Source organism: Streptomyces sp. N35 (genome assembly GCF_016464295.1).
Taxonomy (GTDB): Bacteria; Actinomycetota; Actinomycetes; order Streptomycetales; family Streptomycetaceae; genus Streptomyces.
On sequence record NZ_JAEIMH010000021.1, the window covers coordinates 56,475 to 82,268 of the forward strand.

Consider the following 25,794-nt stretch of genomic DNA (forward strand, 5'->3'; position numbering starts at 1 on the left):
GGGTGCTCAGGAGCGTCCGCCCCGGCACCAGCGCCGCGCTGTGACCGTCACGCCCTCGTCCGCGAGTTCGTCGACGAGGGCCTGAACTTCCCTGTCCACGAGGGTGCGTACGACGGCGACGCAGCCGGTGGACCGTACGCCCTCGTCATCGACGAGCAGGCCGAAGAAGGCCAACGACTGCGGGGAGAGCCCCGGTTCGGTGGTGTCGATCGGCCGCGCGCCCCACCGGGCCGTCACCAGCGTCGCGTCCTCGTCGCGGCTGATCTCGCCCTGCTGCCGCACGATGATCCGGTCCGCGGTGAACTCCCGGTACAGGCCGCTGATCCAGTACGGCTCCCGCGTCGCGAAACGCTCGGCGGCGGCGCGGTCCGCCACCTCCACGACGTGCACGCTGCCGGTGTGCTCCTCGCCGTCCGCAGAGAGCGTCGGACCGCGCAGGACGAGCCGGTCGGCGAAGCGGTCCATGTACGACCAGTGTGCTTCGCCCTGCGCGATCATCCGGTCCTGCACATCCGGTGCGTCTTCGGCGTGTACGTAGAACAGCATGCGCTGAAGTTACCGGGGAGGGCGCGATGTCCCGCGAGGGGGAGGCCACTACGTCCCGCGAGGGGGAGGCCACGACCTCCGGCGAGGGGGAGGGCGCCAACGTACAGCGAAGGAAGGAGATGCCGCGTCCCGTGACGGGCTACGAAGTGCGCGCCTTGGCGAGCTGCTTGTCCAGCGATGAGACCGCTCCGCGGAACGCCGTGCCGAGCCCCGGCGACGCGATCTTGAAGAACGCGCGCAGCGGAGCCCCGCCGTCCACGGCGAACGTCCACTGGACGCGGCTGCCCGTCCCGGCCGGAGTGATCCGCCACTCCTCGACGAGATGACGCACGCCCGGCGCGTTGGTCTCGTCCACGCGGTACGCGTACACCTCGTCGGGCGTCTTGGCGAGGATCGTCTCCTCGAAGCGGATACCGCCCGCCAGTTGAACGGTGCGCCGCGCGCCCGCGTCGTGCGCCGTGGCGCGCTTGACCGACCGGAACCACGTGGGCAGGGACTCCACTTCCTCGGCTATCGCGTGGTACGCCTCGGCGGGCGTCGCGCTGATCTCGCGCGCGAACACCAGACGCACGGGCGCCACCTCGAGAAAGTCGAGCCCCACCGGGCTCAGTCGGCGTGCCATGGGAATCCCCCCAGTTGAATACAGCAGCTCAGCACCCGTCGGCCGGGCCCGGTCACCATAGCTGAGGGTGCGTCAGATGTGGAAGGACCGCAGTCGCAGGCCGGCCGACCAGGTGCGTTTCACGGACGGCAACTTCCGCGTCCCGCCGGGTCGTTCAGCTCTGCGCCGCTTCGGTGTCCTTGCCCGCGACCACGAGCTGCTGCACCCGGTCCGCGATCTCCTCGCGCACCTCACCGGGCAGACCCGCATCCGTCACCCAGGTGTCCACCTGCTCCAGCCGCGCGAAGGAACTCAGGCCCACCGTGCCCCACTTGGTGTGGTCCGCGACCACCACGACACGGCGCGCGGACTGCACCAGACGGCGGTTGGTCTCGGCCTCGGCGAGGTTCGGCGTGGACAGCCCCGCCTCGACGGAGAGGCCGTGCACGCCGAGGAAGAGGAGATCGAAGTGGAGCGTGCCGATCGCCTGGTCCGCGACCGGCCCCACCAGCGAGTCCGACGGAGTGCGTACGCCACCGGTCAGCACCACGGTCGCCGCGCCCTGCGCCTGGCCCCCGCTGCGCTGCGCCGCGTGGAACACATCGGCCACCCGCACCGAGTTGGTGACCACGGTCAGATCCGGGACGTCGAGAAGGCGGTGCGCCAGCGCGAAGGTGGTCGTACCGCCGGACAGGGCGATCGCGCTGCCGGGCGTCACGAGTTCGGCGGCCGAGCGCGCGATGTCCTCCTTGGCGCTGAGTTCGAGCCCCGATTTGGCCTCGAACCCGGGCTCGTGCGTGGACGCCTCGACCACCGGCACCGCGCCGCCGTGCACCTTTTCCAGGACACCCTGACGGGCCAGCGCGTCCAGGTCACGGCGCACCGTCATGTCCGAGACACCGAGCTTGCGCGTCAGTTCATTGACGCGCACCCCGCCGCGGCGCCTGACCTCGTCGAGGATCAGGGCGCGGCGCTGTTCCGCGAGGAGGTTCTGGTTCTCGCTCACGCCCGCTCCCACTCCTGTTGCCGTCGCGTCGCCCTTCGGCGAAAGAGCCCTCATCTTTGCACGTGACACCGCGTTCCCGTCCCTGCGGTCCCAGGGAGGGAACGGAACCGTACACGGCGAGGAGATTCCGTGACGAGGGGTGCACACGGGCCGGTGGTGGCGGGATCCTGATCTCGCACACGTTCACTCAGTACGTAGGTGACTCACGGGGGAGCTGCTGACCGGTGCAGCGTGCCACGGCGGAGAAGACCGCTCTTGAACTGCTCGTCCACGGCGTGGGCGGGGCCACACCCGAGAAGATGCTCGGTGATCCACGCACCGTACGGATCACCGGCGACGACACCGCGGCCATCTACCGCCGCACCGATGACGCGGACGCCGAACAGCGCCCCGAGGACTACCGGGACAAACCCGTCGCCGAGGCCTACGTCTGGTGCGGCCTGACCTCCGGCAACGGCGCCCGCGCCCTGTGGCTGCTCCTGCTGCCCTTCATGGTGGCCAACCTCGCGCACTGGATGCGCCCGAGCTCGCGCGGGCGCAGGCGCACCATCCGCGTGTACGGGGTCCTGGTCCGGCTGCTCGGCCTCACCCTGACCGTGCTCCTGGTCGCCGCGGCCTGCGAGGTCGCGCTCGATCTGACGGCCTGGCAGTGCGCGGGCACCCCGTCCTGCGCCGACGACCGCGCATGGCTGGGATTCCTCTCACCCGAGGTGTCGGGCGGCGGCTGGTGGAGCCAGCCCGGACGCCGGCTCGCGCTCGCCGCGCTCGTGCCCGCCGCGCTCACCGGACTGCTCTGGTATCTCTCGCATCGCACCTGGAGCGCGTACGAGTCGGCGCAGCCGTATCCGCAGCAGCAGGAACAGGAGGAGGACACGCACCGCAGCGCGCTCTCCCGGCCCGGCTTCTGGTACGGCCGCCCCTTCGTGGCCCGGCTGCGCGCCGCGCACACCGCGGCCGGACTGCTCACGGTCGCCGCTGCGGTCGCCACCTCCGCGGCCCGCCACGACCGTGCGGCCGGCGGACTCGCGCTGCTCGACGGCGCGGGCCGGGTGCTCGAAGGCGTCCTGATCGCAGGCGGTCTGATCGTCGTCTATGTGCTGTGCCGCCGAGGCCGCAAGGACACGACCGTCGACGCGCATCTGGACCGCATGGTCGTCACCGTCCTGCCGCTCGCCTCCCTCGCCGTCCTCGCGCTCTGTCTCCTGTATGCGGGGTGGGACCGCCCCGACTGGGTCTCGTCGGGCCGCCTTCCCGGCGACCAGACCTTCGGCGGGATCACGCTGGTGCAGGGGCTCCTTGTGCTGGCGCTCGCCGTCGCCGCGACCGTTCTGTACCGCAGCGATCCGTTGTCCGGCACGGCCCTGCGCGGACTCGGCGGCCCCTGTGTCGCGATGCTGGCCTGCGCGCTCGGCGGAGTGATGTCGGGCGGTGTGGCCCAGCGCGTCGGCGACTGGCTGGACGGTTCGGCCACACCGGGCGACACCGACGCCCCGCTGCCGGGCCCGCCCGTTCTGCTGTCCTGGCAGGCCGCCATGATTCCGCTGCTTCTCGTCGTGGTGCTGCTGCTCGTCCTGCTCTTCGGCGTCCGTACGCTGCGTCGCCGCCGTCTCGAACAGGCCCGGGTGGAGCGGGAGTACCCGGGGGAGCGGCCGCATGAGTCCCGTACCCGGAAGATCGCCCGGGTGCGTGCGACCGCCGCCCTCACCGACAGCGCACCGGTGCTCATCGGCTGCGTCGCGGCCATAACGCTGTTGCTCGGTGCCGGCGCTCTGACCGGGGCGTGGATGACCGGTGAGGTGCCCGGAGTGGCGGCGGCCGGCGCGCCCGGCTTCATCGGCGGGGCCGCCCAGACCGCGCAGGCGCTCGGATCCTGGCTGATCGGCTTCGGGTTCATACTGTTCGTCACCTGGGGCCGGCGCGCCTACCGTGATGCCTCCGCGCGGCGCACCATCGGCATCCTGTGGGACGTCGGCACGTTCTGGCCGCGTGCCGCCCATCCGTTCGCGCCGCCCTGCTACGCGGAGCGCGCGGTGCCGGATCTGACCTGGCGCATGGCCACCTGGACGCAGAAGACCGAAGGACGTCTGATCATCTCCGGGCATTCCCAGGGCAGCGTCCTCGCGGCCGCGGCCGCCTGGCAGTTGAGCCCCGCGGTCCGCAAGGGCGTGGGGTTGCTGACCTACGGCTCACCGCTGCAAAGGCTCTACGGGCGCTGGTTCCCCGCCCACTTCGGACCCGCCGCGCTCACCGCGCTGCACCGCGAAGTCGACTGCTGGCGCAATCTGCACCGGCCCACCGATCCGATCGGCGGACCGATCGGGCTCGAAGGCGAGTGCGGTCCGGCCGTCGACCATCCGCCGCTCAAGGACCCCTTGGCGTACGGGCGTACGCAGACCCATCCGCTGCCCGCGCCGATCCTCGGCCATTCCGAATACCAGGCCGACCCGGCCTTCGACGAGGAGCGCGAAGAGCTGCTCCAGCGGTTGCGGCCCGCCGTGACCCGGGGACTCGGCGCGGTCCCGTCACAGCCCGGGCCCGACTCCGAGGGATCTCAGGGAAGTTCGGGCAGGTCCTCGGGGTAGAGCAGAGTCAGGTCGTCCGTGTTCACCTCGGCGAGCTGGGCGACCCGGCCCGCATGCCGTTCCACCATCGCCTCGAAGGTCTGGCGCGCGGTACGGCCGTTGCCGAAAGCCGGACCCTTCGGCAGCACCGTGAAGTACTTGAGCAGCGCCTCACCCGTGTGGGGCGCGAGCCGGTACTCGTGCTCCTCGGCCTGCTGCTCCACGATGCTGAGCAGCTCCTCGGGCGAGTAGTCGCCGAAGGTGATGGTGCGCGAAAAGCGCGACGCCACACCGGGGTTGACGGACAGGAAGCGCTCCATCTCGGCCGTGTAGCCCGCGACGATCACGACGACCGCCTCGCGGTGGTCCTCCATCAGCTTCACCAAGGTGTCGATCGCTTCGCGGCCGAAGTCGCGTCCCGAGTCCTCGGGGGACAGGGCGTAGGCCTCGTCGATGAACAGCACACCTCCGCGGGCCTTCTCGAAGGCCTCCTGGGTGCGGATCGCGGTCGAACCGATGTGTTCGCCGACCAGATCGACCCGGGACACCTCGACGAGATGTCCCTTGTCCAGGACTCCCAGGGCGGCCAGGATCTCCCCGTACAACCGCGCGACCGTGGTCTTTCCGGTGCCGGGGGAGCCCGTGAATACCAGATGCCTGCGCGCGGAAGCCGCCTTGAGTCCGGCCTGCTGGCGCTTGCGGCCGATCTCGATCATGTCGGTGAGCGCCCGCACTTCCCGTTTGACGCTGTCCAGGCCCACCAGCTTGTCGAGTTCACCGAGCACGGCGTTCGACGTGCGTACCGGCGCCGGCGACGGTTCGTGCTCCGTGCTGCGCTGCCCCGGGATCGACCCGAGCAGTCCGGGGGTCTGCGTCGCCGTCTGCACTGCCGCCTCCTGGACGACGGGGCGCGTGACCGTGCTCTCGTCACTGGTGCAGTCCTCGACCTGCGGACCGTCCTCGGCGAACTCGTAACCGCCGCGCGCGCATCGCTCCGTACGGCATTTGCGCAGCGTGGTGCGGCAGCCGTCGAGGACATGGAAGCCGTAGCCGCCACTGCCCGTCACACGGCAGCCGTGGAACGAACCGCGGCCCTCGGCCGACACATAGAAGCCCGCCTCCGCGGGCGAGGTCACCGTGCAGCGTTCGATGGAGGGATCGGCTCCCTTGGTGACGATCACGCCGGTCTGCGACGCGTCGATGGTGCAGCCGGACAGCGTGCCGCCGCTGCCGTGGTCACGGAACCAGGCGCCGGTCGCCGCTTCCCGGATCCGGCAGTCGTCGAGCTGGGCGGTCGCGCCGTCGCTCACCGACACGGCGGTGTTGCGTACTTGGGAGAGATCGGAGTCCACCACGTCGACGCGCGAGCCGCGGTCCAGGACGAACAAGGCATCCGGCACATCGTGTACACGGCAGGCATTGAGCACCGCCGTCGCGCCGTCGCTGACCCAGACGGCCGGATAGTCGCCCGTACTGTCATGGATCTCACACTGGTTGGCGTCCACGCGGGTGCCCGGATCCCACACCGAGAGACCGTTGCGCCCGAAGCGGCTCACCGTGGAGCGCGTGAGGGTCAGCACCGAACGCGAGCGAAGGTCCACCGCGTTCTCCGGGATGTCGTGCAACCGGCAGTCGGAGAGGGTCAGTACCGCGTCCGTGTCGAGCGTGACGCCGTCGGCGGTGGTGCGGTGCACATCGCAGTCCGTGAGATGCGCGGTGGCCCGCGAGGTGATCTGGACGCCCGCGCCCTTGATCTCGTACACCTCACAACCCAGCGCCTCGAGCGCCGAGTTCTCCCCGGTGACGCTCAGGCCCGCGCCCGAGGCGTGGTGCACGCGGCAGCGCTCCAGCCGCGGGTGCGCACCGCCGCGCACGACGACACCGGTCTGACCGGCGGCCACGACCTCGCACTCCTCGAACACCCCGCCGCCGCCGTCGAGTACGGCGATGCCGATGCCGGCCGGATTGTCGACGGTGCAGCGCCGCACGGTGGGCCGTGCGCCCCCGCGCACTTCGAGGCCGCTGGCCGAGCGCGTCACGATCCGCAGATCCGCGAGCTGGGGCGCCCCGTCCTCCACGAGCAGCGCGGGCGCCGCCGCATCCTGCCCTTCGAGCTGCAGATCCTGTACGACGGCGGAGGCCCGTACCGTCAACGGCACCCCGTCCACGGGCGCGAGCCGCACCGAACCGGGCGAGCCCTCGGGCCCGCGCAGGGTCACGGCCCGCAGCACCACCAGGTTCTCGCGATACGTGCCGGGGGCGACGGTCAGGACATCGCCGTCGCCCGCCGCCTCCCGTGCGGCGGGGGGGGAGGCGGATTCGCCGGTGCGGGGCCGCCACCCCGCCCGGCCGGTGTGCGTCACCTGGACCGTGCCCTGAGCCATGGCGCTGCTTAGCCCCCACCTCTGCGTATTCGTCGCGTCTGACGCACCACCGTAGCGTGCGCGCGACGACCGCATTGACCGGTCGGCCAGGTCGTCACCGTGACGAGGAACGCACACCGCCGGGCGTGAGCGGTGGCCTCAACTGCCGGTACCGGTACGCCCCCAGTCGGGACCCGCCTTCGCCCACTCGGTGTCCCACCGGTCGTAGCGCCGGCGCAGGATCGACCAGACGGCGAGCCGGCGCAGCCCCTCGATCAGACCGGCCGTGAGACCGGCCGCACCGATTCCGGCGAGCGCGGCATGGACACCGGCGGTGCCTGTGGCCATGGGCGGTGCGACGGGCCTGCCCTGGTCGTCGACCCAGAGGGTGAACGTGTCGCCCACCTGCGGGTGGGCCCTGCCGCTGGCCACGGAGCCGTGCTGCCATGTGCCGTCCGGGGCCTGCCAGTCGGCCTGGACGCGGGCACCGGTGTCCCGATTGCTCGAGGTCTCGGGGTCGGGATCGACGCGGTACTGCCCGGAGATTTTGTCTACCGTCGCCTGTACACGATGCCGGGAGTCATGCTGAACTTGTACCGCACGGTTGAGCGCCGTACTGCTCGATGCCCCGACCGCGGCGCCGACGAGTGGTGCCACAAGGAGCATGGCGAGCAAGGCGGACAGTGCGACCCAGGCCTCCAGGGCGTCGGTCGCGCGGCGCAGCGGATTGCCCCGCCAGCGCCACAGTCCTGTGATCATTTGCAACACTGCGCACCCCTTCCGTGTCCGCGGTGACGGCACGGCACGGTTCAGTACAACAGGTGCCCATAACGGACGGCGTCATCCCTGCGATGGCGCCCCTTTTGATCGCCCCGGGCCCGCCACGGCCGCGGGGCATTCGCGCTGCCTGTGATTCTCTCCCGTGCCCTCGCGATTTCCCAGAGCGGGGTCAGGTTTCGCGGCCCCCTGTGGTGGGCGCAGCGGCTCGTCGTCCGGGCCTGGGCCCGTCCGACGGATCCTGGCTGACGGTCTCCAACAGGTGGGTGACCAGCGGATTGTCGTCGTTCAGGCGCCAGGCGACGGCCACGTGTGTACGGGCGGTGCCGGGTGCGAGCCCGCGGAACGCGACGCCCTTGAGGCGGATGCGCCGGATGCTCGCGGGCGCCAGGCAGACGCCGAGACCGGTCTCCACGAGCGCGCATACGGTCTGCCACTCCACCGCGTGCTGGACCACTTCGGGGGTGAATCCTGCCGCGGTGCACAGACCGATGATCCGGTCGTGCAGGGCCGGTCCGACGGTGCGGGGCAGGAGTACGAACGGCGAGTCCGCCAACTGCTCGACTCGTACGGTCCGTTGGGCGGCCAGTGGATGGGTGGACGGCAGCACGGCCACGAAGGGTTCGCTGAGCACCGTCCTGAAGCCGAGCTCCGGCTCGTCGGTCGGGGGTTCGCGCACCAGACCGACGTCGATGCTCCCTTCGTGCAGGGCGGCGAGCTGCGGTGCGGTGGTCATCTCGTGAATGTCCAGCCGCACGCCGGGGAATTGGTCGCGATACGTGCGCAGCAGGCCGGGCAGGACGGTCAGGGCGAGGGAGGCGGCGAAGCCGATCCGCAGCCGGCCGGCCCGGCCGCTGCCGACATCCCTCGCCGCGGAGAGTCCGTAGGCGAGGGCGGCGAGTGACTGCCGTGCGGCGGGCAGGAGTTCGCGGCCGGCCGGGGTCAGGCCGACACCGCCGGAAGCGCGGGTGAACAGCGCGTGGCCGACTTTGTCCTCGAGGCGGCGGATCTGCTGGCTCAGCGGCGGCTGGGCGATGCCGAGCCGGGCGGCCGCGTGGCCGAAGTGGAGTTCCTCCGCGAGGACGACGAAGGCGTGCAGCTGGGCCAGGGGGAGTTCGGGGCGCTCCATACGCCCAGAGATATCAGAGCATCCACGCAGACGTATTAGACGTATCGGTTTGGGCCGCTTAGCGTTCGGCGCATGACAGAGAGACGTGCGATCCTCAGCGGTTCGGCCTTCGAGGAACAGATCGGCTATGCCCGTGCCGTGGTCGATGGCGACTGGGTGCACGTGTCCGGGACGACCGGATTCGACTACGCGACGATGACGATCTCCGACGACGTGGTGGAGCAGGCCGAGCAGTGCCTGCGCAACGTCGAGGCCGCGCTGACCGAGGCCGGGTGCACGTTCGCCGACGTGGTGCGGGTGCGCTATCTGCTGCCCGACCGCGAGGACTTCGAGCCCTGCTGGCCGGTCCTGCGCCGCTGCTTCGGCGAGATCCGGCCGGCCGCCACGATGCTGATGTGCGGCCTCGCCGACCCCAGGATGAAGATCGAGATCGAGGTGTACGCACGCCGGAGGACCGGCTGACCTGCCTGCCCCGGCGGGTGTGAGTGATCAGTCTCCCTGAGACCAAGCGGCTCTCGGCAGCGACAGGTAGACGCCGAAATCGACGAGTCCGGTGGCTGCGTGGATGCCCCGGGTTGCAGCTTGCCGTCATAGGGCTCCTCGGGGCACTCCACAGCCAGGGACACCAGGTGCGGTAGTACGTCGCCGAGTTCACGCAGGCGGGGCTCGGGCACCGTGGGCGCATAGGTCACTTCGACGAGCGGCATCCTCGACACCCTGGTCGGAGACCGGGCCCAGCCGGCGGGCGGCAGGACCACGCATCCCCGACGAGGGGTGAAGCGACGACGCACGGGCTCAGCCGAGCACCCGCACCGCATCCCCGACACGGATCGTGCCGGTGGTCTCGGGGATCAGGTTCTGGCCGAAGACGAGTTGGTCGTCGAAGCGGCGGTGGCGGGCCAGCGTGCGCAGCGGCTCCTTGCCGCGCTCGGCGGTCGTCTGGTTCGTGGTCGTCACGACGCAGCGCCCGCAGGGCTTCACGACCCGGAAGACAGCCTCCCCGATCGCGACCCGCCGGAAGTCGTCCTCCGCCCACGGGGCGGTGCCCGCGATGACCACATTGGGGCGGAAACGATTCATCGGCAGCGGACCCTCATCGGCATGATCGCCTTGCGCGATCAGTGAGTTGAGGGCGTCGAGCGAGGCGAGCGTGGTGAGCAGCAGCGGATAGCCATCCGCGAACGACACCGTCTCACCGGGCTCGGCGTACTCGGGGTCGATGGGCCGCCGGGTGGCCGGATCGTCGAGATGGACCAGCCGGACGTCGGTCTGCAGATAGTCGCTGAACCAGGCGTGCGCCTCATCATCCGCGAGCACGGCCTCGATCTTGTCCTGCCACACCCCCACCGTCACGGTCTCGTCGGACTCGGGGACGGTGACCGGCAGCGCAGCGCGTCCGGGCGCCGTGAATGTCACGCCGTGGGTCGTCAATTCCGGCTCCACCAGAGCCAGGTGACGCTGCCCGCGCTGCGTGACCAGCCGACCGTCGGAGTCGACCAGGAGCCAGCGCCGGTCACCGGCGAGACCCCAGGGTTCGACCACAGCTGAAGGGGGGGCGGAAGCCCCCCCCGCCCTCCACCGGGGGACCAGGATCCGATGGAGTGGCACCGGAAGCGATGTCGCGGTCGGCATGACACCCATCCTGCCAGTCCGCTCCCCGGCCCCCGCAGCCGGTCGATCAGTAACCGCGGCCGCCAGGATGCTGGCGGTAGTACGGGTCCTCGTACGGCGCGGGCGCCGGTGCGGGCCGCGGGGCGGCGGGCCGCATGGCCTCGTAGCCGGACCCCGCCACCGGGCGCTGCGGCTGCGGCATCGGCTGCGCACCGGCGTAGCCGCCGCGCTGCACCGAAGGCTGCTGCGGGATGTACGGGGCAGGCGCGTGCTGCAGGGGCGCCTGCTGCTGGCCGTAGGAGTACGAGTGCTGCGCGGGCCCTGGCGAAGGGGCGGCCGGCAGTGCGGGAAGCGCGGCCGGCAGGGCGGGCAGATAGCTGCTCGACGTGTCGTACGCGGAAGGCACCCGGATCGGGGCGATCTGCGGCGTACCCCGCTCGGCCACGAGGGAGTCGTAGATCGGGGTGTCCGGGAAGGACGGCGCGGAGTAGTAACCGCCGCCGTAGGTGGAGCGGGGGGAGGTCATGGCACATAAGTTAAGCCCACGATGTGCTGGTTGGATAGCCCTGACATCGGTGGGGCTTGTGTGGAAATCATCAGGACTTGACGCACCCGTTTCGCTTTGCGAGCCATGAGCTCAACTCGGCGGCCCCGAAGTCGCATACGAACGGTCAAAATGTCGCTCAATTGTCCAGTTTGGTTTCGCGGAACCGGCCATGGGAGAGGCACGGCCCGCGCAACCTCGGACTCGGGCGGCGCGGGCCGCGGAACCAAGCGCCGCGGCGAAGGCCCGGATCCGTTCGACTCGGCGGCCTCGAGGAGCAGGAGCCCGGCGCATGCAGGGGGCGCACGACGGGTGGCCGGCTGCCCCCCTTCGGCGCCCTGAGAAGTTCACCCGGGACGGTGAGCGGAACTGCCGCCGTGACCAGGGAAACCGGATCCGGCTGACGGCCGTAGGGCCTGCCTTGTGGATCAGGCCCTAGCGCAGCCCGACCTTGCGGGCGAGCCGGCCCAGACGCCGCCGCACCGTGGAACGCCGGACGGCGGGGGCCGGCGCGGGCAGTTCGGCCTTGATCTGGCGGAAGTGATCGGCGCGGGTCCGGGCGAGATACGCGTCGTCGGTCAGCGGCTCCGCGATCTTCCAGGCCCGTCGGTGATCACCCTCGTAATGCAGCACGAAGGCCTTGGCGAGTTCCAGTACGGACCGGAAAGGGATGCCGCCCGTGTGATCGCGGTCGACTCGTTCCTGCACGGCGGAGATCAGATCGATCTTCTTCTCGATGCTGAAGTCGTCCTCGGCGATGGCCCGGAAGACCTCGTCCGGAATGCGCTCGGTGACCTCGAAGGCCAGGGTCGAGCGGATCGGCGGGCCCGCGAGCTCGATGTAGGGGAGCAGCGCACCGGTGCTGTAGTGCAGCCAGGGCAGCCGCGGACCGGCGAAGTCCTGGTGCAGCAGCACCGATCCGGGCCGAAGGCGCGGCAGAAAGCGCTCGGCCACACAGGTCCACACCCGGGCCGTCTTGGCGATGTCGACATGGAGGAACTCGATGGGCCGCTTCTCCTGCGGGTCGGAGGTCTCCCAGATGTCGCCGGCGTGTATCTCGACGAAGTCGAGGAAGGGTCCGAGGACTTCTTGGAAGTCCTCGAGGAAGGAACTCTGCCCGTCCGGCGCCTTCCCGCCCGCGAAGAACTTCTCGGTGGCGAACGTGCCCTTTCCGACGCGGAAGAAGTCGTACGCGTGCAGCTTCGCCGAACTCCTGTCGAACTCGGGGTTCTCGCTCAGACCCAGTGCGGCGGCGTAAGTGGAACCCCCGCCGCCCGAGCCCAGTTCGATCAGGTCCCCCTGCGCGCCGGTCAGCCGGTGCTTGCCGAGCAGATAGAGAAAGCGCAGCTCGAAGGCGCTGCATTGGGTGTACGGAAGGTTCTCGGGCAGCTGGACGGAATCGAGCTGCGGGTAGAGCTGGCCGAGGGTCGGCATGGTGACCTCATGTCTCGCGCGGAACCGGTGAACGTCGAACGGCGGAGCCAAGTGGTGGGGGGAGAAAGGCACTTGTGGGTGTCGCAGGCTCGCGCGCCCGGATGGATGCGCCATGACGACCCGGCGTACGTGCCATGAACGCCGCATCGCCGTACGACGGTGAATGCCGCGGGACAGCCACCGGCCGGCCAGGAATTTGCCGTGAAGAGCGGAGGCGCCGGACCCGGCGGTCGGGCTAAGTTGTGCGGGAACATCCGGGGTCCCACCGGCGGCGATGCCCGGTGGCCCCGCCGGTGGGGACCTTGTCGACGCGACGACGCGCTAGTGGGGGCACGAATGTCCATGCAGTCCATGCCTAAGGGCTCGAACGTTGCGGTGCCCGCGCCCGCCGTTCGGATCGAGATCGGCTGGCAGTCCGGGCCCGGTGTGCCCGACGCCGACGCCTCGGCGCTGCTGCTCGCCGGCGGCAAGGTGCGCAGCGACGCGGACTTCGTCTTCTACAACCAGGCCGCGCACACGTCGGGTGCGGTGCGGTACGAGGGCAAGCGCGCCGAGGGCGGGCAGACCGTCGACGGCCTGAGCGTGGACCTCGGGCGCGTGGAGCCGGCCATCGAGACGATCGTGATCGCCGCCTCGGCCGACGGCGGCACCTTCGGACAGGTGCCGGGACTGCACATCCGCGTGGTGGACGCGTCGGGCGGGGCGCAGATCGCGCGGTACGACAGCGCGGACGCCTCGGTCGAGACGGCCTTCGTCCTGGGTGAGCTCTACCGGCGCCAGGGCGCGTGGAAGTTCCGCGCGGTGGGCCAGGGATACAGCAGCGGACTCGAGGGCCTGGCGACCGACTTCGGGATCACCGTCGACGAACCCCAGCAGGCGGCGCCCGCCCCGGCGCCGGCCCCTGCACCCGCCCCGGCCCCGCACGTCACGCCACCGCCGGCGGCCTACGTCCCGGCAGCGGCTCCGCCGCCCCCGGCCGCCCCGCCGGCCGCGCCCGCTCCCCTCCCGCTCACCAAGGTGACGCTGGCCAAGAACGCGCCCCCCGTCTCCCTCCCCCAGCAGGGCGGCACCTCGGGCGGGATGCGCATCAACCTCAACTGGGAGGTGCGCAAGCAGTTCAAGGGCTGGGGCGCCAAGCTCGGCCGCGCCGTCGCCATGCACTCGGACCTCGACCTCGACCTGTGCGCGCTCTACGAACTGTCCGACGGCCGCAAGGGCGTGATCCAGGCGCTCGGCAACGCCTTCGGAGCGCTCGACCGCCCGCCGTTCATCCACCTCGACGGCGACGACCGCACGGGCGCCAACGCCTCGGGCGAGAACATGTCGATCAACCTCGACCACAAGAACGCCTTCCGGCGCATCCTGATCTTCGTCACCATCTACGAGGGCGCCCGCAGCTTCGCCGACCTCAACGCGACGGTGACGCTGACCCCGCAGCACGGCGCGTCGATCGACTTCTCGCTCGACGAGTGCACGGTCCCTTCGACGGTCTGCGCCCTGGCCCTGCTCACCAATGAGCACGGCGACCTGCTCGTCCGCCGCGAGTCCCGCTTCCTGGTCCCCGAGCGCGGCGTCAGCCCGCAGCGCACCGTCGACTACGCGTACGGCTGGGGCCTCGACTGGACCCCGGGCCGCAAGTGACGCCGCGGCTTCACTGATCGGGGGCGGGTTCCGTGCGGTCGGGCCGCGCATAGGTGCGGCCCTTCCACGCGGCTCCGCGCCCCCGGTAGTGCTGCACGGCCGAGTCCACGGTCATCAGCAGATACAGCACCGCCGTCGCCGGCAGCAGCGGCGCGAGCCGGAGCGGCTGCCGGTAGTAGCGGAGCATCGGGATGTACGTGGCCGTCATCACCAGCCACGCCAGACCGGCCGCCCATGCGGCCGTTCCGTCCCCGGTGGCGAGCGCCAGGACCAGACCGGCCGGCGGCACCACGTACACGAGCAGCAGCCCCGCGACCGTGCCGAGCAGCAGCAGCGGCTGGTGGCGCAACTGCGCGTACGCGCTGCGCGAGACCATCCGCCACAGATCACCGAGCCGCGGATACGGGCGGATGCTGTCGACCTTGTCGGCGAGCCCCAGCCAGATCCGGCCGCCCGTCGACTTCACCGCCCGTGCAAGGGCCACGTCGTCGATCACCGCGTGCCGGATGGACTCCGGCACCCGCGCCCGGGCGGCCGCCTCGTCGCGCAGCAGCACGCACCCGCCCGCCGCGGCCGCCGTCCGCGGTCCGTCCACGGCGATCCCGCGGAACGGATACAGCTGCGCGAAGAAGGAGACGAACGCCGGAACGATCAGCCGCTCCCAGACGCTCGCGGCCCGCAGCCGCGCCATCTGCGAGACGAGATCGAACCCGGAGCCATGCGCGGCCGCCACCAACTCCCGCAGGCTGTCCGGCTCATGGGCGATATCGGCATCGGTCAGGAGCAGGTAATCGGGCTGTTGAGCGCTGCGAGCCTCGGCGATCCCGTGCCGCACCGCCCACAGCTTCCCCGTCCAGCCGGCCGGCGGTTCGCCCGGCGTCGTCACGGTCAGCGGCAGCCCGCCGTGCTGACCGGCGAGCGCACGGGCCAGCTCCCCGGTGCCGTCCGAGCTGGAATCGTCCACGAGGAAGATCCGCGCCTCACCGGGGTAGTCCTGCTTGAGCAGTGAAGGAAGGCTCAGCGGGAGTACCGCGGCCTCGTCCCTGGCCGGTACGACCAAGGCCACCGAGGGCCAGGACGCCGGCGTGCGGCGGGCGGGCAGCCTGATGTCCGTACGCCAGAAGAAGCCCTGCGCGAGCAGCAGCCACAGCCAGGCGGCGAGCGACGATACGGCGGTCCAAGCGAGTGCGCTCATCCTGGGGATGATGCCCCACGCCACGGCCGCGAGGGCGCAATCATCTATGGTGGGCCGGGTGAAGATCGCGCTCCTGGACTCCGGAATCGGCCTGCTCCCCGCCGCCGCCGCGGTACGGCGCCTGCGGCCGGACGCCGATCTCGTGCTCACCTGCGACCCCGAGGGAATGCCCTGGGGCCTGCGCACCCACGAAGACCTCACCGGCCGCGCGCTGGCCTGCGCCGAGGCCGCCGCGGCCCGCCGGCCCGACGCCCTGATCGTCGGCTGCAACACGGCCTCCGTGCACGCGCTGCCCGCCCTGCGCGCCCGTCTCGAACCGCAGATCCCCGTGATCGGGACCGTCCCCGCCATCAAGCCCGCCGCCGCGGGCGGCGGACCCGTCGCGATCTGGGCCACGCCCGCCACCACCGGCAGCCCGTACCAGCGGGGCCTGATCGGCGAGTTCGCGGCCGGAGTCGACGTCACCGAAGTGCCCTGCCCCGGCCTGGCCGACGCCGTCGAGCACGCCGACGAAGCGGCCATCGACCGGGCGATCGCCGCGGCCGCCGCCCTCACGCCGAAGAACGTGCGCGCCGTCGTCCTCGGCTGCACCCACTACGAGCTGGTCGCGGAGCGTATCCGCGCCGCCGTGCAGCAGCCCGGCGAAGCACCCCTCGTCCTGCACGGCAGCGCCGGCGCCGTCGCCGCCCAGGCCCTGCGCCGCATCCACCTCGAGCCCGCACCCGACGTCCCCGCCACGGGGTCGCTGACCGTGCTGCTCACCGGCCGGGAGGGCGACCTCCCCGCGGCCGCGCTCGCCTACGCGGAAGGCCGCCGGCTCAGGGTCTCCAGCGCCGCCCACTGAGTCCGCAGGACCCGTGGGACGCATTGGGCAGGACCCGTGGGACACCTGGGCAGGACCCGTGGGATACATGGGTCGCACAACTGAATGTCACGCTCCGCGATCCCGTGCCTTCGCAGCGGAACACTAGTAGCCTTCACGCCATGAAGGACCCCCACGAAGAGCGGGGCGTACAGCCCCAGCCGGAGATCTGGACCGGCCGTGCCACGAACCGTGTGCAGTGGCTGCTCGCCAGCTTCGGCGCGGCCTGCATGGCGCTCGGTATCGAGCTGGCCGTCGACTCGCCCTGGACCTCGGGGCTCGCGCCCCTGGTGATGGCGGTGGTCGGCTGCGTCACGGCGGGACTGCTGATGCTCTTCGGCACCCTGGCCTTCGTTCATGTGGCGGTACGGGTGGACACCGAAGCCCTCGAAGTGCGCTGCGGACACATGGGTCTGCCCAGGCGCCGCATCCTGCTCGACAATGTCGTCGCCGCCGAGTTCGCCCCGCGGATCACGCCGCAGCAGTGGGGCGGCTGGGGCTGCCGCTGGCGTCCCGAGAAGGGCACCGCCGTGGTCGTACGGCGTGGTGAGGGACTGGTCCTGAACCTGGGCGACGGACGGAAGTTCACCGTCACCGTCGACGACGCCGAAGCGGCGGTGCACTTCATCCGCGAACGCCTCAGGCTGCCCACCGCCGGTCCCGCGCAGGGCGCCTGACGTCCGCTCTGCGCCAGGGCGCGGGGCGCCTGGCCTCCGGTTCGTCGGAGGCCCTTGGCCTGGTCACAGCCGCGCGCCGTAGACTCCGCGGCGTGACAGCCACCATCGCCCCGACCGGCGAGCAGACCCTGCCCGCACCCGAGCCGCGCGGCCGACGGCTGCTGCGCGGGCTCGTTCCCGCCGCGGCGGCCGCGCTGAGCGGGGTGCTCCTCTATGTGAGCTTCCCGCCGCGCACCCTGTGGTGGCTGGCGCTGCCCGCGTTCGCGGGGCTCGCGTGGTGTCTGCGCGGCCGCGGCTGGAAGAGTGCGCTCGGCCGCGGTTACCTCTTCGGCCTCGGTTTTCTGCTGCCGCTGCTCGTGTGGACGGGTGTGGAGGTCGGCCCTGGTCCGTGGCTCGCGCTGGTCGCGATCGAGGCGCTGTTCGTCGCGGTCACCTCGGTCGGCATCGCCGCCGTGTCCAAGCTCCCGGGCTGGCCGCTGTGGGCGGCCGCCGTGTGGACGCTGGGCGAGGCGGCCCGGGCACGGGCGCCGTTCGGCGGTTTCCCCTGGGGGAAGGTCGCGTTCGGGCAGGCCGACGGGGTGTTCCTGCCGCTGGCCGCGCTGGGCGGCACTCCGGTGCTCGGTTTCGCCGTGGTGCTCTGCGGGTTCGGTCTCTTCGAGGCGGTACGGGTGTTCCTCGCGTACCGCCGTACCCGCACCCTGCACCGGGGCACGGCGGCCGTGGCGCTCGCCGCCGTCGCCGTGCCGCTCGTCGGTGCCGTCGCCTCGCTGCCCCTGGTCTCCGACGCGGCCGAGAACGGCACCGCCACGGTCGCCGTCATCCAGGGCAACGTTCCGCGGGCGGGACTCGACTTCAACGCCCAGCGCAAGGAGGTCCTGAACCACCATGTGAAGGAGACGCTGCGGCTCGCCGAGCGGGTCCGTGAAGGCAAGGCGAAGAAGCCCGACTTCGTGCTCTGGCCGGAGAACTCCTCCGATATCGACCCCTTCCGCAACCCCGACGCGTACGCCGACATCGACGCCGCCGCCAAGGCCGTGGGCGCGCCCATCTCCGTCGGCGGTGTGGTCGAGGCCGACGACGGCCGGCTGCTCAACGAGCAGATTCTCTGGGATCCCGTGAAGGGGCCCACCGAGACGTATGACAAACGGCAGATCCAGCCGTTCGGCGAGTTCCTGCCGCTGCGCTCAGTGGTCGACATGATCAACCCCGAGTGGGGGTCCATGGTCCGCAAGGACTTCAGCCGGGGCAGCAAGCCCGGAGTGTTCACCATGGGCGGCGCCGAGGTGGGGCTCGCGACCTGTTACGAGGCGGCGTTCGACTGGGCCGTGCGCGACACGGTCACCCATGGCGCCCAGTTGATCTCCGTGCCCAGCAACAACGCCACCTTCGACCGCAGCGAGATGACCTACCAGCAGCTCGCCATGTCGCGGGTCCGCGCGGTCGAGCACAGCCGCACCGTCACCGTTCCGGTCACCAGCGGGGTCAGCGCCGTGATCATGCCGGACGGCGAGATCGTGCAGCGCACCACCTGGTTCACCGCGGACACCCTGGTCGCCGAGGTGCCGCTGCGCTCCTCGCAGACACCGGCCACCAAGCTCGGCATCGCGCCCGAACTTGCCTTGGTCGCCGTGGCCTTCGGCGGGATCGGCTGGGTCATCGCACGGCGGGTGCGGGCCCGGGGCGACGCCGCGAAGTGACGGCGGCGGCCGCGAGCAGCGCCGCGGCGGCCGAAGCTCCGGCGAGCAGCACGAAGAGCGCGGCATGGCCGCCCAGGGCGGCGGCGAGGCTCGCGCCCGCCCAGGGTGCGAGCGCTGCCGCGACGGTGGCCGGTGCGGCAAGGAGCGCCGAGAGGCGGCCGTAGGAGCCGGTGCCCCAGCGGGCGGCGACCGCCGTCGCCTGCAGGAGGGTCAGGTTGCCGCGGGCCATGCCGGCCGCGACGGCCAGGAGGATCAGGGGCGGGACGGGACCGGGTACGAGCCCCGGGGCGCCGGTGGTGGCGCCGCCCGCGGCGATCAGGGTGACGGTGCGGGTGGTGACGCCGGTGCGTCCGGCGAGCGTGGAGTACAGGGCGCGGCCCAGGGTTTGGCCCGCGCCGCCGAGGCCGAGAGCCCAGGCGGCCGCGGTGGGGCTCGCACCTCGTTCGGTCATGAGCGGGACGATGCCGATCACGACCGCGTACACCGCGAATCCGGAGAGGGTGAACGCGGTGGCCAGCAGGACGAAGGGGCGGCTGCGGGCAACCGATCCGTTCCTGCCGTTCTGTCGGGCCGGAACCACGGGGGCCGGTGGCCACGTGGCACGCAGGGCGAGTGCGTGGGCGGGGATCGTGACGGCGGCCAGGATGACGGCGAGGACGGCGTAGGTGCTGCGCCAGCTGAGGTGCGTGACGAGTGCGGCGGTCAGTGGGGCGAAGAGGGTGGAGGCGAGGCCGCCGGCGAGCGTGATGACGGTCAGGGCACGGACGCGGTCCGGCCCCCACCAGCGTGTCACGGCGGCGAAGGCGGGCTGGTAGAAGGTCGCGGCCATGGCCGCGCCGCCGAGTGCCCAACCGGCGAAGAACAACGGCAGGCTGGGGGCGCTCGCGACCATCAGGACGGCGACGGTGGCGAGGACGGAGCCGCTGGTCATGACGGCACGCGGACCGTGCCGGTCGAGGACGCGGCCGACGGGGATGCCGACAGCCGCCGAGATCAGCAGAGCCAGGGAGAAGGCGGCGGTGGCCGTGCCGGTGGACCAGCCGGTGTCGGCGGTGATGCGGGGGAGCAGGACGGGGAACGCGTAGTAGACGACTCCCCAGCCGGTGATCTGGGTGGCGCACAGCGCGGGCAGGACGGCGCGGGGCCGCGACCGGTGGTGGTGCGTACCGGTCGCGGCCCCGTCGGTGCGGGCCTTGGGCACGTTGCTCAGCAACCGCCGGAAGCGGGGGCGCCGAGCGGGACGAGGGCGGGGGCGCCGCAGCAGCCCGCGTCGGCCTGGGTCTCCTGTGCGGCGGCCTCGTCGAAGAGGCCCGCACCGCCGCATACGCCCGTCTCCGGCAGGGTCAACTCGACGCGCTCCGCGGCATCCTGGTCGCCGGCGAGCGCGGCGGCGATGGAGCGGACCTGCTCGTATCCGGTCATCGCGAGGAAGGTGGGGGCGCGGCCGTAGGACTTCATGCCCGCCAGGTAGACGTCCTGCTCGGGGTGGGAGAGCTCCTTGACGCCGTGCGGGTAGACGGTGCCGCAGGAGTGGACGTTCGGGTCGATCAGCGGGGCCAGCTCGACCGGGGCCTGCAGCCGCTCGTCGAGGGCGAGGCGCAGCTCGTCGACGAAGGAGAGGTCGGGGCGGAAGCCGGTCAGGCCGATGACCTCGTCGACCGGGTCGAGCCGGCGGCCGTCCTCGCCCGCCAGTACCAACTGTCCTTGCTGGGCGGCGATTTCGTATGTACGGAAGCCGGTCACGGCTGTGGCGTACCCGTTGTCCACCGCAGCCTTGGCCGCGAGGCCCAGCGCACCGCGTGCGGGGAGCTGGTCGGACGCGCCGCCGCCGAAGGTGCTGCCGCTGATGCCGCGGCGCAGGACCCACACCGCATGGGTACCGGGCTCCTCTTTCGCCAGCTCGGCGAGGGCGGCCAAGGCGGTGAAGGCCGAGGCGCCGGAGCCGACGATCGCGGTGCGCTTGCCCGCGTAACGGGCCCGTACGGCGGGGTCCTTGAGGTCGGGGACGCGGTACGAGATCCGGCCGGCGGCGGCTCGCTCACCGAGAGCGGGCAGACCGTCGCCGCCGGGCGGGCTGGGGGTGGACCAGGTGCCGGAGGCGTCGATGACGGCGCGGGCGAGGATGCGCTCCTCGCGCCCGTCCGCGTAGGTGACGTGGACGGTGAAGGGCTGCTCCTCGCGGTCGGCGTCGACCACGCGGTCGCGGCCGGTACGGGAGACACCGGTGACGGTGGCGCCGAAGCGGACCTGGTCGCCCAGTACCTCCGCGAGGGGCTGCAGGTACTGCTCGGCCCAGTCGCCACCGGTCGGGTAGGCGGCGCCGTCCGGCTTGACCCAGCCGGTGGGCGCGAGCAGCTTCTCGGCGGCCGGGTCGACGACCTCGGCCCAGGTGGAGAAGAGGCGGACGTGCGACCAGTCGCGGACCGCGCTGCCCGCCGAGGGACCGGACTCGAGGACCAGGGGTTCCAGACCGCGTGCGGTGAGCTGGGCGGCGGCGGCCAGGCCGATGGGGCCGGCTCCGATGACCAGGACGGGCAGGGTGGTGGTGGGCGTACTCACGGCAGGGTCCCCTTTGTTTCGACGTTTGTCGATGACTTCGGCGTCAGCATGGCACCTGATTCGATAGACGTCAACATAGATGTTTGTCGAATACCTGGGTAGGGTTGACGGTATGCCCACCACGAAGAGCCTGCCGCTGCTGGAACCGGAGACCGCCGAGACCGCGACGCCCTGCTGCCCGCCTCTGACGGAGCGCACGTTCACCGCCGAGGAGGCCGAGCGGACCGCGAAGATGTTCAAGGCTCTCGGTGATCCGGTACGCCTGCGCCTGTTCTCCGCGGTCGCCTCGCATCCGGGCGGCGAGGCATGCGTATGCGACATCTCCGACGTCGGCGTCTCCCAGCCGACGGTCTCCCACCACCTCAAGAAGCTCAAGGAGGCGGGCCTGCTCTCCTCCGAGCGGCGCGGCACCTGGGTGTACTACCGGGTGGAGCCGTCCGTGGTGACGGCGATGGGCAACCTGCTGGCGCCTGCGGGGAATTGACCGCCCTTACGAGCGCAGGGACTCGGCGATCGCGCGTGCCGCGTCGCGCGCCGGGCGGCCCACTCCGATGAGGGTCGCGGTGGCCGGGCCGGTCCAGTCGCCGTATCCCAGCAGGTGCAGCCGCGGTTCGTCCGCGGCACGCGTGCCGATGGTGCGGATACGGCCTCGCGCGCCGCGGAGCCCGAGCGGCGTCAGATGTGACAGGGCGGGGCGGAAGCCGGTGCACCAGATGACGGCATCGGCTGCTGCCCGGGTGCCGTCGGCCCACTCCACACCGTCACGGGTCAGCCGTACGACCATGGGCGAGGCCTTGAGCAGGCCCGCATCCCGCGCCTCGCGCACCGGCGGCACGGCGACGATGTCGCCAAGCGAGGCGACGCCTGCGGTGTCCCTCTGCCCGTTCTCCAGGGCGCGGCGGCGTGCGGTGGCCGCGTCGAACAGGGCGCGCCCGTCGATGTCGTCGGCCAGGAAGCGCGGAGGCCGCTGGGTGACCCAGGTCAGTTCGCTCCCGTACGCGAGATCGGCCGCGATCTGTGCGCCGGAGTTGCCGCCGCCGACCACCACGACGCGTCGTCCGGCGAAGTCGGCCGGGCTGCGGTACTCGACGGTGTGCAGCTGCGTCCCGCCGAACTCGGCACGCCCTGGGACGGCCGGGATGAACGGGCGCCACCAGGTGCCGGTCGCGCTGATGACGGCGCGCGCCCGCCAGGTCCCGGAGTCGCTCTCGACACCGAGGAACTCCCCGTCGCGGTGGACGCCTCGGACGTGTACGGGCCGTAGCACCGGCAGTTCGTAGCGCCGCTCGTAGTCGCTCAGGTAGCGGACGACATGCGCCGCGTCCGGATACACCTCGCCGGGCTGCCCGGGCATGGGCCGTCCCGGCAGAGACGAATAGGCCGCGGGGGAGAACAGATGCAGCGAGTCCCAGGTGTGCTGCCAGGCGCCGCCCGCCGCGGCCCGGGCGTCGAGGATGACGAAGTCCAGGCCGAGGCGGCGCAGGTGGTAACCGGCGGCCAGCCCTGCCTGGCCGCCGCCCGTCACCACCCCCTCGGGCTGCCCCGTCACGGCGTGGGCTCGGCCGGGGCGAACCTCTTGCGCCCGGCCAGCGCCACGTAGACGAGCGCGATCAGGACCGGCACCTCGATCAGCGGTCCGACGACACCCGACAATGCCTGCCCGGACGTCACACCGAAGGTGGCGATGGCGACCGCGATGGCCAGCTCGAAGTTGTTGCCGGCCGCCGTGAACGCGAGCGTCGTGGTGCGGTCGTACGCGAGCCCGATCGCCTTGCCCAGCGCGAATGTGCCGAAGAACATGATCGCGAAGTAGACGAGCAGCGGCAGTGCGATGCGGGCCACGTCGAGCGGCTGCGAGGTGATGGTCTTGCCCTGCAGGGCGAAGAGGATGACGATCGTGAAGAGCAGGCCGTACAGCGCCCAAGGCCCGATCTTCGGAAGGAACTTGGACTCGTACGACTCGCGACCGAGCTTCTTCTCGCCGATGCGGCGCGTCAGGAAGCCGGCGAGCAGCGGGACACCGAGGAAGATGACGACGTTCAGCGCGATCTTCCACATCGAGATGTCGAGCCGCTCGCCCTCGCCGAGGCCCAGCCAGCCGGGCAGCAGATCGAGGTAGAACCAGCCGAGCAGGCCGAACGCCAGCACCTGGAAAACCGAGTTGAGCGCCACGAGTACGGCGGCCGCCTCGCGGTCGCCGCAGGCCAGGTCGTTCCAGATGATGACCATGGCGATGCAGCGGGCGAGCCCGACGATGATCAACCCCGTGCGGTACTCGGGCAGATCGGCCAGGAAGACCCAGGCCAGCGCGAACATCACCGCGGGGCCGACGATCCAGTTGATGACCAGCGACGACACCATGAGCTTGCGGTCGCCGGTGACCGCGTCGAGCTTGTCGTAGCGGACCTTGGCGAGGACCGGGTACATCATGATCAGCAGGCCGAGGGCGATGGGCAGCGAGATCCCGCCGATCTCGACCTTGGCGAGTGCGTCGTCGAGGCCCGGGATCACGCGGCCCAGGCCGAGTCCTATGGCCATGGCGAGCAGGATCCACACCGCCAGGAACCGGTCGAGCGTGGAGAGCTTGGCGACGATCGAGGCGTCCTCGCCGCCCTTCGGCGGTGAGGCGGTGCCGGGTTCGGTCGCGGTCATCAGCAGGCTCGCTTTCGGTTCGTCTCGATCGTCGTACGCGCGGTGGCGGCCAGCTCGCCGAAGGACGCGGCAAGCGCCTCGATGACCTCGGGCTTCAGCTTGTAGTACGTGAATCGGCCGCAGGGCTCCGTCTCCACCACGCCCGCTTCGCGCAGCACGCGCAGATGGTTGGAGAGGTTCGTCTGCCGGGCACCGGTCTCCTCCACGAGGTGGGTGGTGCACAGGGTCTCGTGGGCGAGCAGGGTCACGATCTGAAGCCTGAGCGGATCGGCGATGATCCGGATCAGATCAGTGGTGGCTGACGTCATCATGGACTGATACTGTCACATCAGTGGTCGCTGACACCACTCGGCGCTGATCCGATCCCCGATCGTCGATCCGTGAAGGGGGATCCACGAAGGTGGATCCCGTGATCGTGGATCCGTGATGGTTGGTCGGATCCACGATCGATCGCCCCGCGCGCCGCAATCAACGCGAGACAAGAGAGACCCCGCGATGTCCGAGAAGCCGTCCGTTCTTTTCGTGTGCGTCCACAACGCCGGCCGTTCCCAGATGGCGGCCGCCTGGCTGACCCACCTCGCGGGCGACCGGATCGAGGTCCGCTCGGCCGGCTCCAACCCCGGCGACGCCGTGAACCCCGCCGCCGTCGAGGCCATGGCCGAGGTCGGCATCGACATCTCCGCCGAGACTCCGAAGCTGCTCACCGTGGACGCGGTCAAGGAGTCCGACGTCTGCATCACGATGGGCTGCGGCGACACCTGCCCCGTCTTCCCCGGCAAGCGGTACCTGGACTGGGAGCTGGAGGACCCGGCGGGCCAGGGCGTTGCGGCCGTGCGTCCCATCCGCGACGAGATCAAGGTCCTGGTCGAGGGTCTGATCGCCGAGATCGCGCCGGAGAAGTCCGTATGAGTACGGAGAGCGGCACGACGGGCGGGATACGCAACGTCATCATCATCGGCTCGGGCCCCGCGGGCTACACCGCAGCCCTCTACACGGCCCGCGCCGGCCTCGGGCCGCTGGTCTTCGGCGGCGCCGTCTTCGTCGGCGGCGCACTGACCACCACGACCGAGGTGGAGAACTTCCCCGGCTTCCCGCAGGGCATCGACGGTCCCGACCTGATGGACAACATGCGGGCCCAGGCCGAGAAGTTCGGCGCCGAGATGATCGACGACGACATCGTGTCGGTCGATCTGACCGGCGACATCAAGGAAGTCACCGACTCCGCCGGCACGGTCCACCGCGCCAAGGCCGTGATCGTCGCGACCGGGTCAAGCCATCGCAAGCTCGGCCTGCCGCACGAGGACGAACTCTCCGGCCGAGGCGTGTCCTGGTGCGCCACCTGCGACGGGTTCTTCTTCCGGGACCGCGACATCGTCGTCGTGGGCGGCGGCGACACCGCGATGGAGGAGGCCACCTTCCTCACCCGCTTCGCCAGGTCCGTCACCATCGTCCACCGCCGCTCCTCGCTGCGTGCCTCCCAGGTGATGCGGAACCGGGCCTTCGCCGACGAGAAGATCTCCTTCGCGTACGACAGTGAGATCGCCGAACTCCATGAGTCGGGCGGCATGCTGGCCGGCGTGACCGTGCGCGACAGCCGCACCGGCGCAACCCGCCGCCTGGACGCGACCGGCCTGTTCATCGCCATCGGTCATGACCCGCGCACCGAACTCTTCTCGGGCCAACTGGCGTTGGACGACGCCGGCTACCTCAAGACCGAGGCACCCTCGACCCGCACGAACATCCCCGGCGTCTTCGGCGCCGGCGACGTGGTCGACTCCACCTACCCGCAGGCCATCACCGCGGCGGGCACCGGCTGCGCGGCCGCATTGGACGCCGAGCGCTACCTGGCCACCCTCGCCGACGCCGAACTCACCGCCCAGCCGGTCGCGATCGCTGTCTGACCCGGACATCTGCGGTCACTGTCTGACCTGGACATCTG

24 protein-coding genes are annotated in these 25,794 nt (G+C 71.3%); 9 read left to right on the top strand and 15 right to left on the bottom strand.

From position 1 onward, the window contains the following. Nucleotides 1-6: 6 nt before the first annotated feature. From JAO81_RS14125 to JAO81_RS14135, 3 genes are all read right to left on the bottom strand, one after another. Entirely contained in the window at nt 7-546 is a 540-nt protein-coding gene (locus tag JAO81_RS14125; protein WP_199548181.1) for a YciI family protein, read from the bottom strand. Nucleotides 547-685: 139 nt separating this feature from the next. After that, nucleotides 686-1,168 carry an SRPBCC family protein gene (locus tag JAO81_RS14130; protein ID WP_199548182.1) on the bottom strand — a complete coding sequence of 161 codons (483 nt, stop codon included), beginning with the start codon at nt 1,166-1,168 and terminating at the stop codon, nt 686-688. A 154-nt stretch (nt 1,169-1,322) separates the two neighbouring features. After that, entirely contained in the window at nt 1,323-2,153 is an 831-nt protein-coding gene (locus JAO81_RS14135) for a DeoR/GlpR family DNA-binding transcription regulator (protein WP_199548183.1), read from the bottom strand. A 299-nt stretch (nt 2,154-2,452) separates the two neighbouring features. Here JAO81_RS14135 and JAO81_RS14140 point away from each other — a divergent pair, with 299 nt between their 5' ends. Continuing rightward, nucleotides 2,453-4,735 carry a hypothetical protein gene (locus JAO81_RS14140; protein WP_233415353.1) on the top strand — a complete coding sequence of 761 codons (2,283 nt, stop codon included), beginning with the start codon at nt 2,453-2,455 and terminating at the stop codon, nt 4,733-4,735. Here the strand turns inward: JAO81_RS14140 and JAO81_RS14145 are convergent. The 3 genes from JAO81_RS14145 to JAO81_RS14155 all read right to left on the bottom strand — a co-directional run bounded on the left by JAO81_RS14145 (nt 4,705) and on the right by JAO81_RS14155 (nt 8,983). Then, entirely contained in the window at nt 4,705-7,098 is a 2,394-nt protein-coding gene (locus JAO81_RS14145) for a right-handed parallel beta-helix repeat-containing protein (protein ID WP_199548185.1), read from the bottom strand. The two genes, JAO81_RS14140 and JAO81_RS14145, sit on opposite strands and share 31 nt — an antisense overlap. Before the next feature lie 138 nt (nt 7,099-7,236). After that, nucleotides 7,237-7,836, bottom strand: coding sequence for a hypothetical protein (locus tag JAO81_RS14150; RefSeq protein ID WP_199548186.1), 600 nt, complete (start codon nt 7,834-7,836; stop codon nt 7,237-7,239). Nucleotides 7,837-8,026: 190 nt separating this feature from the next. After that, complete coding sequence (locus JAO81_RS14155) at nt 8,027-8,983, bottom strand: LysR family transcriptional regulator (protein ID WP_199548187.1); 957 nt, start codon at nt 8,981-8,983, stop codon at nt 8,027-8,029. 72 nt (nt 8,984-9,055) lie between these two features. Here JAO81_RS14155 and JAO81_RS14160 point away from each other — a divergent pair, with 72 nt between their 5' ends. Next, nucleotides 9,056-9,445: a RidA family protein gene (locus tag JAO81_RS14160; RefSeq protein ID WP_199548188.1), complete on the top strand. Its 390-nt coding sequence runs from the start codon at nt 9,056-9,058 to the stop codon at nt 9,443-9,445. A 333-nt stretch (nt 9,446-9,778) separates the two neighbouring features. On the opposite strand, the gene JAO81_RS14165 is transcribed toward JAO81_RS14160, so the two are convergent. The 3 genes from JAO81_RS14165 to JAO81_RS14175 form a co-directional block, all read right to left on the bottom strand. Beyond that, nucleotides 9,779-10,615, bottom strand: coding sequence for an MOSC domain-containing protein (locus tag JAO81_RS14165; RefSeq protein ID WP_199548189.1), 837 nt, complete (start codon nt 10,613-10,615; stop codon nt 9,779-9,781). A 46-nt stretch (nt 10,616-10,661) separates the two neighbouring features. Next, nucleotides 10,662-11,120 (bottom strand): DUF6643 family protein, encoded by a 459-nt coding sequence (locus tag JAO81_RS14170; protein ID WP_199548190.1) that lies wholly within the window; start codon nt 11,118-11,120, stop codon nt 10,662-10,664. A 453-nt stretch (nt 11,121-11,573) separates the two neighbouring features. Beyond that, nucleotides 11,574-12,572 carry a class I SAM-dependent methyltransferase gene (locus tag JAO81_RS14175; RefSeq protein ID WP_199548191.1) on the bottom strand — a complete coding sequence of 333 codons (999 nt, stop codon included), beginning with the start codon at nt 12,570-12,572 and terminating at the stop codon, nt 11,574-11,576. 351 nt (nt 12,573-12,923) lie between these two features. On the opposite strand from JAO81_RS14175, the gene JAO81_RS14180 reads away from it, so the two are divergent. Further along, entirely contained in the window at nt 12,924-14,213 is a 1,290-nt protein-coding gene (locus tag JAO81_RS14180; RefSeq protein ID WP_233415354.1) for a TerD family protein, read from the top strand. Nucleotides 14,214-14,223: 10 nt separating this feature from the next. Here the strand turns inward: JAO81_RS14180 and JAO81_RS14185 are convergent, their stop codons facing one another. Beyond that, nucleotides 14,224-15,408, bottom strand: a complete 1,185-nt coding sequence (locus JAO81_RS14185; protein WP_199548193.1) for a glycosyltransferase — start codon at nt 15,406-15,408, stop codon at nt 14,224-14,226. 58 nt (nt 15,409-15,466) lie between these two features. Here JAO81_RS14185 and JAO81_RS14190 point away from each other — a divergent pair, with 58 nt between their 5' ends. The 3 genes from JAO81_RS14190 to lnt all read left to right on the top strand — a co-directional run bounded on the left by JAO81_RS14190 (nt 15,467) and on the right by lnt (nt 18,644). After that, nucleotides 15,467-16,252 (top strand): glutamate racemase, encoded by a 786-nt coding sequence (locus JAO81_RS14190; protein WP_199548194.1) that lies wholly within the window; start codon nt 15,467-15,469, stop codon nt 16,250-16,252. Between the two features lie 140 nt (nt 16,253-16,392). Beyond that, a complete protein-coding gene (locus JAO81_RS14195; RefSeq protein WP_199548195.1) occupies nt 16,393-16,947 on the top strand; it encodes a hypothetical protein in 555 nt (184 codons plus the stop codon). A gap of 92 nt (nt 16,948-17,039) precedes the next feature. Continuing rightward, entirely contained in the window at nt 17,040-18,644 is a 1,605-nt protein-coding gene (gene lnt, locus JAO81_RS14200) for an apolipoprotein N-acyltransferase (protein ID WP_199548196.1), read from the top strand. Here lnt and JAO81_RS14205 read toward each other — a convergent pair. Both JAO81_RS14205 and JAO81_RS14210 read right to left on the bottom strand, forming a co-directional pair. Further along, nucleotides 18,601-19,857: an MFS transporter gene (locus tag JAO81_RS14205; protein ID WP_374194289.1), complete on the bottom strand. Its 1,257-nt coding sequence runs from the start codon at nt 19,855-19,857 to the stop codon at nt 18,601-18,603. The genes lnt and JAO81_RS14205 overlap by 44 nt on opposite strands. Then, nucleotides 19,851-21,203 (bottom strand): NAD(P)-binding domain-containing protein, encoded by a 1,353-nt coding sequence (locus JAO81_RS14210; RefSeq protein WP_199548198.1) that lies wholly within the window; start codon nt 21,201-21,203, stop codon nt 19,851-19,853. The genes JAO81_RS14205 and JAO81_RS14210 overlap by 7 nt, the downstream gene beginning before the upstream one ends. A gap of 112 nt (nt 21,204-21,315) precedes the next feature. On the opposite strand from JAO81_RS14210, the gene JAO81_RS14215 reads away from it, so the two are divergent. Then, complete coding sequence (locus JAO81_RS14215; RefSeq protein WP_199548199.1) at nt 21,316-21,687, top strand: helix-turn-helix transcriptional regulator; 372 nt, start codon at nt 21,316-21,318, stop codon at nt 21,685-21,687. 6 nt (nt 21,688-21,693) lie between these two features. Here JAO81_RS14215 and JAO81_RS14220 read toward each other — a convergent pair whose 3' ends face one another. The 3 genes from JAO81_RS14220 to JAO81_RS14230 are packed head-to-tail and all read right to left on the bottom strand — an operon-like array spanning nt 21,694 to nt 24,166. Then, nucleotides 21,694-22,752, bottom strand: coding sequence for an ArsO family NAD(P)H-dependent flavin-containing monooxygenase (locus JAO81_RS14220; protein ID WP_199548200.1), 1,059 nt, complete (start codon nt 22,750-22,752; stop codon nt 21,694-21,696). Beyond that, nucleotides 22,749-23,855 (bottom strand): ACR3 family arsenite efflux transporter, encoded by a 1,107-nt coding sequence (arsB, locus tag JAO81_RS14225; protein WP_199548201.1) that lies wholly within the window; start codon nt 23,853-23,855, stop codon nt 22,749-22,751. Before arsB ends, JAO81_RS14220 begins: the two co-directional genes overlap by 4 nt. Beyond that, nucleotides 23,855-24,166 carry a helix-turn-helix transcriptional regulator gene (locus JAO81_RS14230; RefSeq protein ID WP_199548202.1) on the bottom strand — a complete coding sequence of 104 codons (312 nt, stop codon included), beginning with the start codon at nt 24,164-24,166 and terminating at the stop codon, nt 23,855-23,857. The genes arsB and JAO81_RS14230 overlap by 1 nt, the downstream gene beginning before the upstream one ends. A gap of 184 nt (nt 24,167-24,350) precedes the next feature. On the opposite strand from JAO81_RS14230, the gene JAO81_RS14235 reads away from it, so the two are divergent. Both JAO81_RS14235 and trxB read left to right on the top strand, forming a co-directional pair. After that, entirely contained in the window at nt 24,351-24,764 is a 414-nt protein-coding gene (locus JAO81_RS14235) for an arsenate reductase ArsC (protein ID WP_199548203.1), read from the top strand. Continuing rightward, nucleotides 24,761-25,756: a thioredoxin-disulfide reductase gene (gene trxB, locus JAO81_RS14240; RefSeq protein ID WP_199548204.1), complete on the top strand. Its 996-nt coding sequence runs from the start codon at nt 24,761-24,763 to the stop codon at nt 25,754-25,756. Before JAO81_RS14235 ends, trxB begins: the two co-directional genes overlap by 4 nt. Nucleotides 25,757-25,794 lie beyond the last annotated feature (38 nt).

Excerpts from the sequence above, each read along its gene's own strand:
- JAO81_RS14125 (WP_199548181.1), bottom strand. The coding sequence starts at position 546 with ATGCTGTTCTACGTACACGCCGAAGACGCACCGGATGTGCAGGACCGG.
- JAO81_RS14130 (WP_199548182.1), bottom strand. The coding sequence starts at position 1,168 with ATGGCACGCCGACTGAGCCCGGTGGGGCTCGACTTTCTCGAGGTGGCG.
- JAO81_RS14140 (WP_233415353.1), top strand. The coding sequence starts at position 2,453 with ATGCTCGGTGATCCACGCACCGTACGGATCACCGGCGACGACACCGCG.
- JAO81_RS14145 (WP_199548185.1), bottom strand. The coding sequence starts at position 7,098 with ATGGCTCAGGGCACGGTCCAGGTGACGCACACCGGCCGGGCGGGGTGG.
- JAO81_RS14150 (WP_199548186.1), bottom strand. The coding sequence starts at position 7,836 with ATGATCACAGGACTGTGGCGCTGGCGGGGCAATCCGCTGCGCCGCGCG.
- JAO81_RS14155 (WP_199548187.1), bottom strand. The coding sequence starts at position 8,983 with ATGGAGCGCCCCGAACTCCCCCTGGCCCAGCTGCACGCCTTCGTCGTC.
- JAO81_RS14160 (WP_199548188.1), top strand. The coding sequence starts at position 9,056 with ATGACAGAGAGACGTGCGATCCTCAGCGGTTCGGCCTTCGAGGAACAG.
- JAO81_RS14165 (WP_199548189.1), bottom strand. The coding sequence starts at position 10,615 with ATGCCGACCGCGACATCGCTTCCGGTGCCACTCCATCGGATCCTGGTC.
- JAO81_RS14170 (WP_199548190.1), bottom strand. The coding sequence starts at position 11,120 with ATGACCTCCCCCCGCTCCACCTACGGCGGCGGTTACTACTCCGCGCCG.
- JAO81_RS14175 (WP_199548191.1), bottom strand. The coding sequence starts at position 12,572 with ATGCCGACCCTCGGCCAGCTCTACCCGCAGCTCGATTCCGTCCAGCTG.
- JAO81_RS14180 (WP_233415354.1), top strand. The coding sequence starts at position 12,924 with ATGCCTAAGGGCTCGAACGTTGCGGTGCCCGCGCCCGCCGTTCGGATC.
- JAO81_RS14185 (WP_199548193.1), bottom strand. The coding sequence starts at position 15,408 with ATGAGCGCACTCGCTTGGACCGCCGTATCGTCGCTCGCCGCCTGGCTG.
- JAO81_RS14195 (WP_199548195.1), top strand. The coding sequence starts at position 16,393 with ATGAAGGACCCCCACGAAGAGCGGGGCGTACAGCCCCAGCCGGAGATC.
- JAO81_RS14215 (WP_199548199.1), top strand. The coding sequence starts at position 21,316 with ATGCCCACCACGAAGAGCCTGCCGCTGCTGGAACCGGAGACCGCCGAG.
- arsB (WP_199548201.1), bottom strand. The coding sequence starts at position 23,855 with ATGACCGCGACCGAACCCGGCACCGCCTCACCGCCGAAGGGCGGCGAG.
- JAO81_RS14230 (WP_199548202.1), bottom strand. The coding sequence starts at position 24,166 with ATGATGACGTCAGCCACCACTGATCTGATCCGGATCATCGCCGATCCG.
- JAO81_RS14235 (WP_199548203.1), top strand. The coding sequence starts at position 24,351 with ATGTCCGAGAAGCCGTCCGTTCTTTTCGTGTGCGTCCACAACGCCGGC.
- trxB (WP_199548204.1), top strand. The coding sequence starts at position 24,761 with ATGAGTACGGAGAGCGGCACGACGGGCGGGATACGCAACGTCATCATC.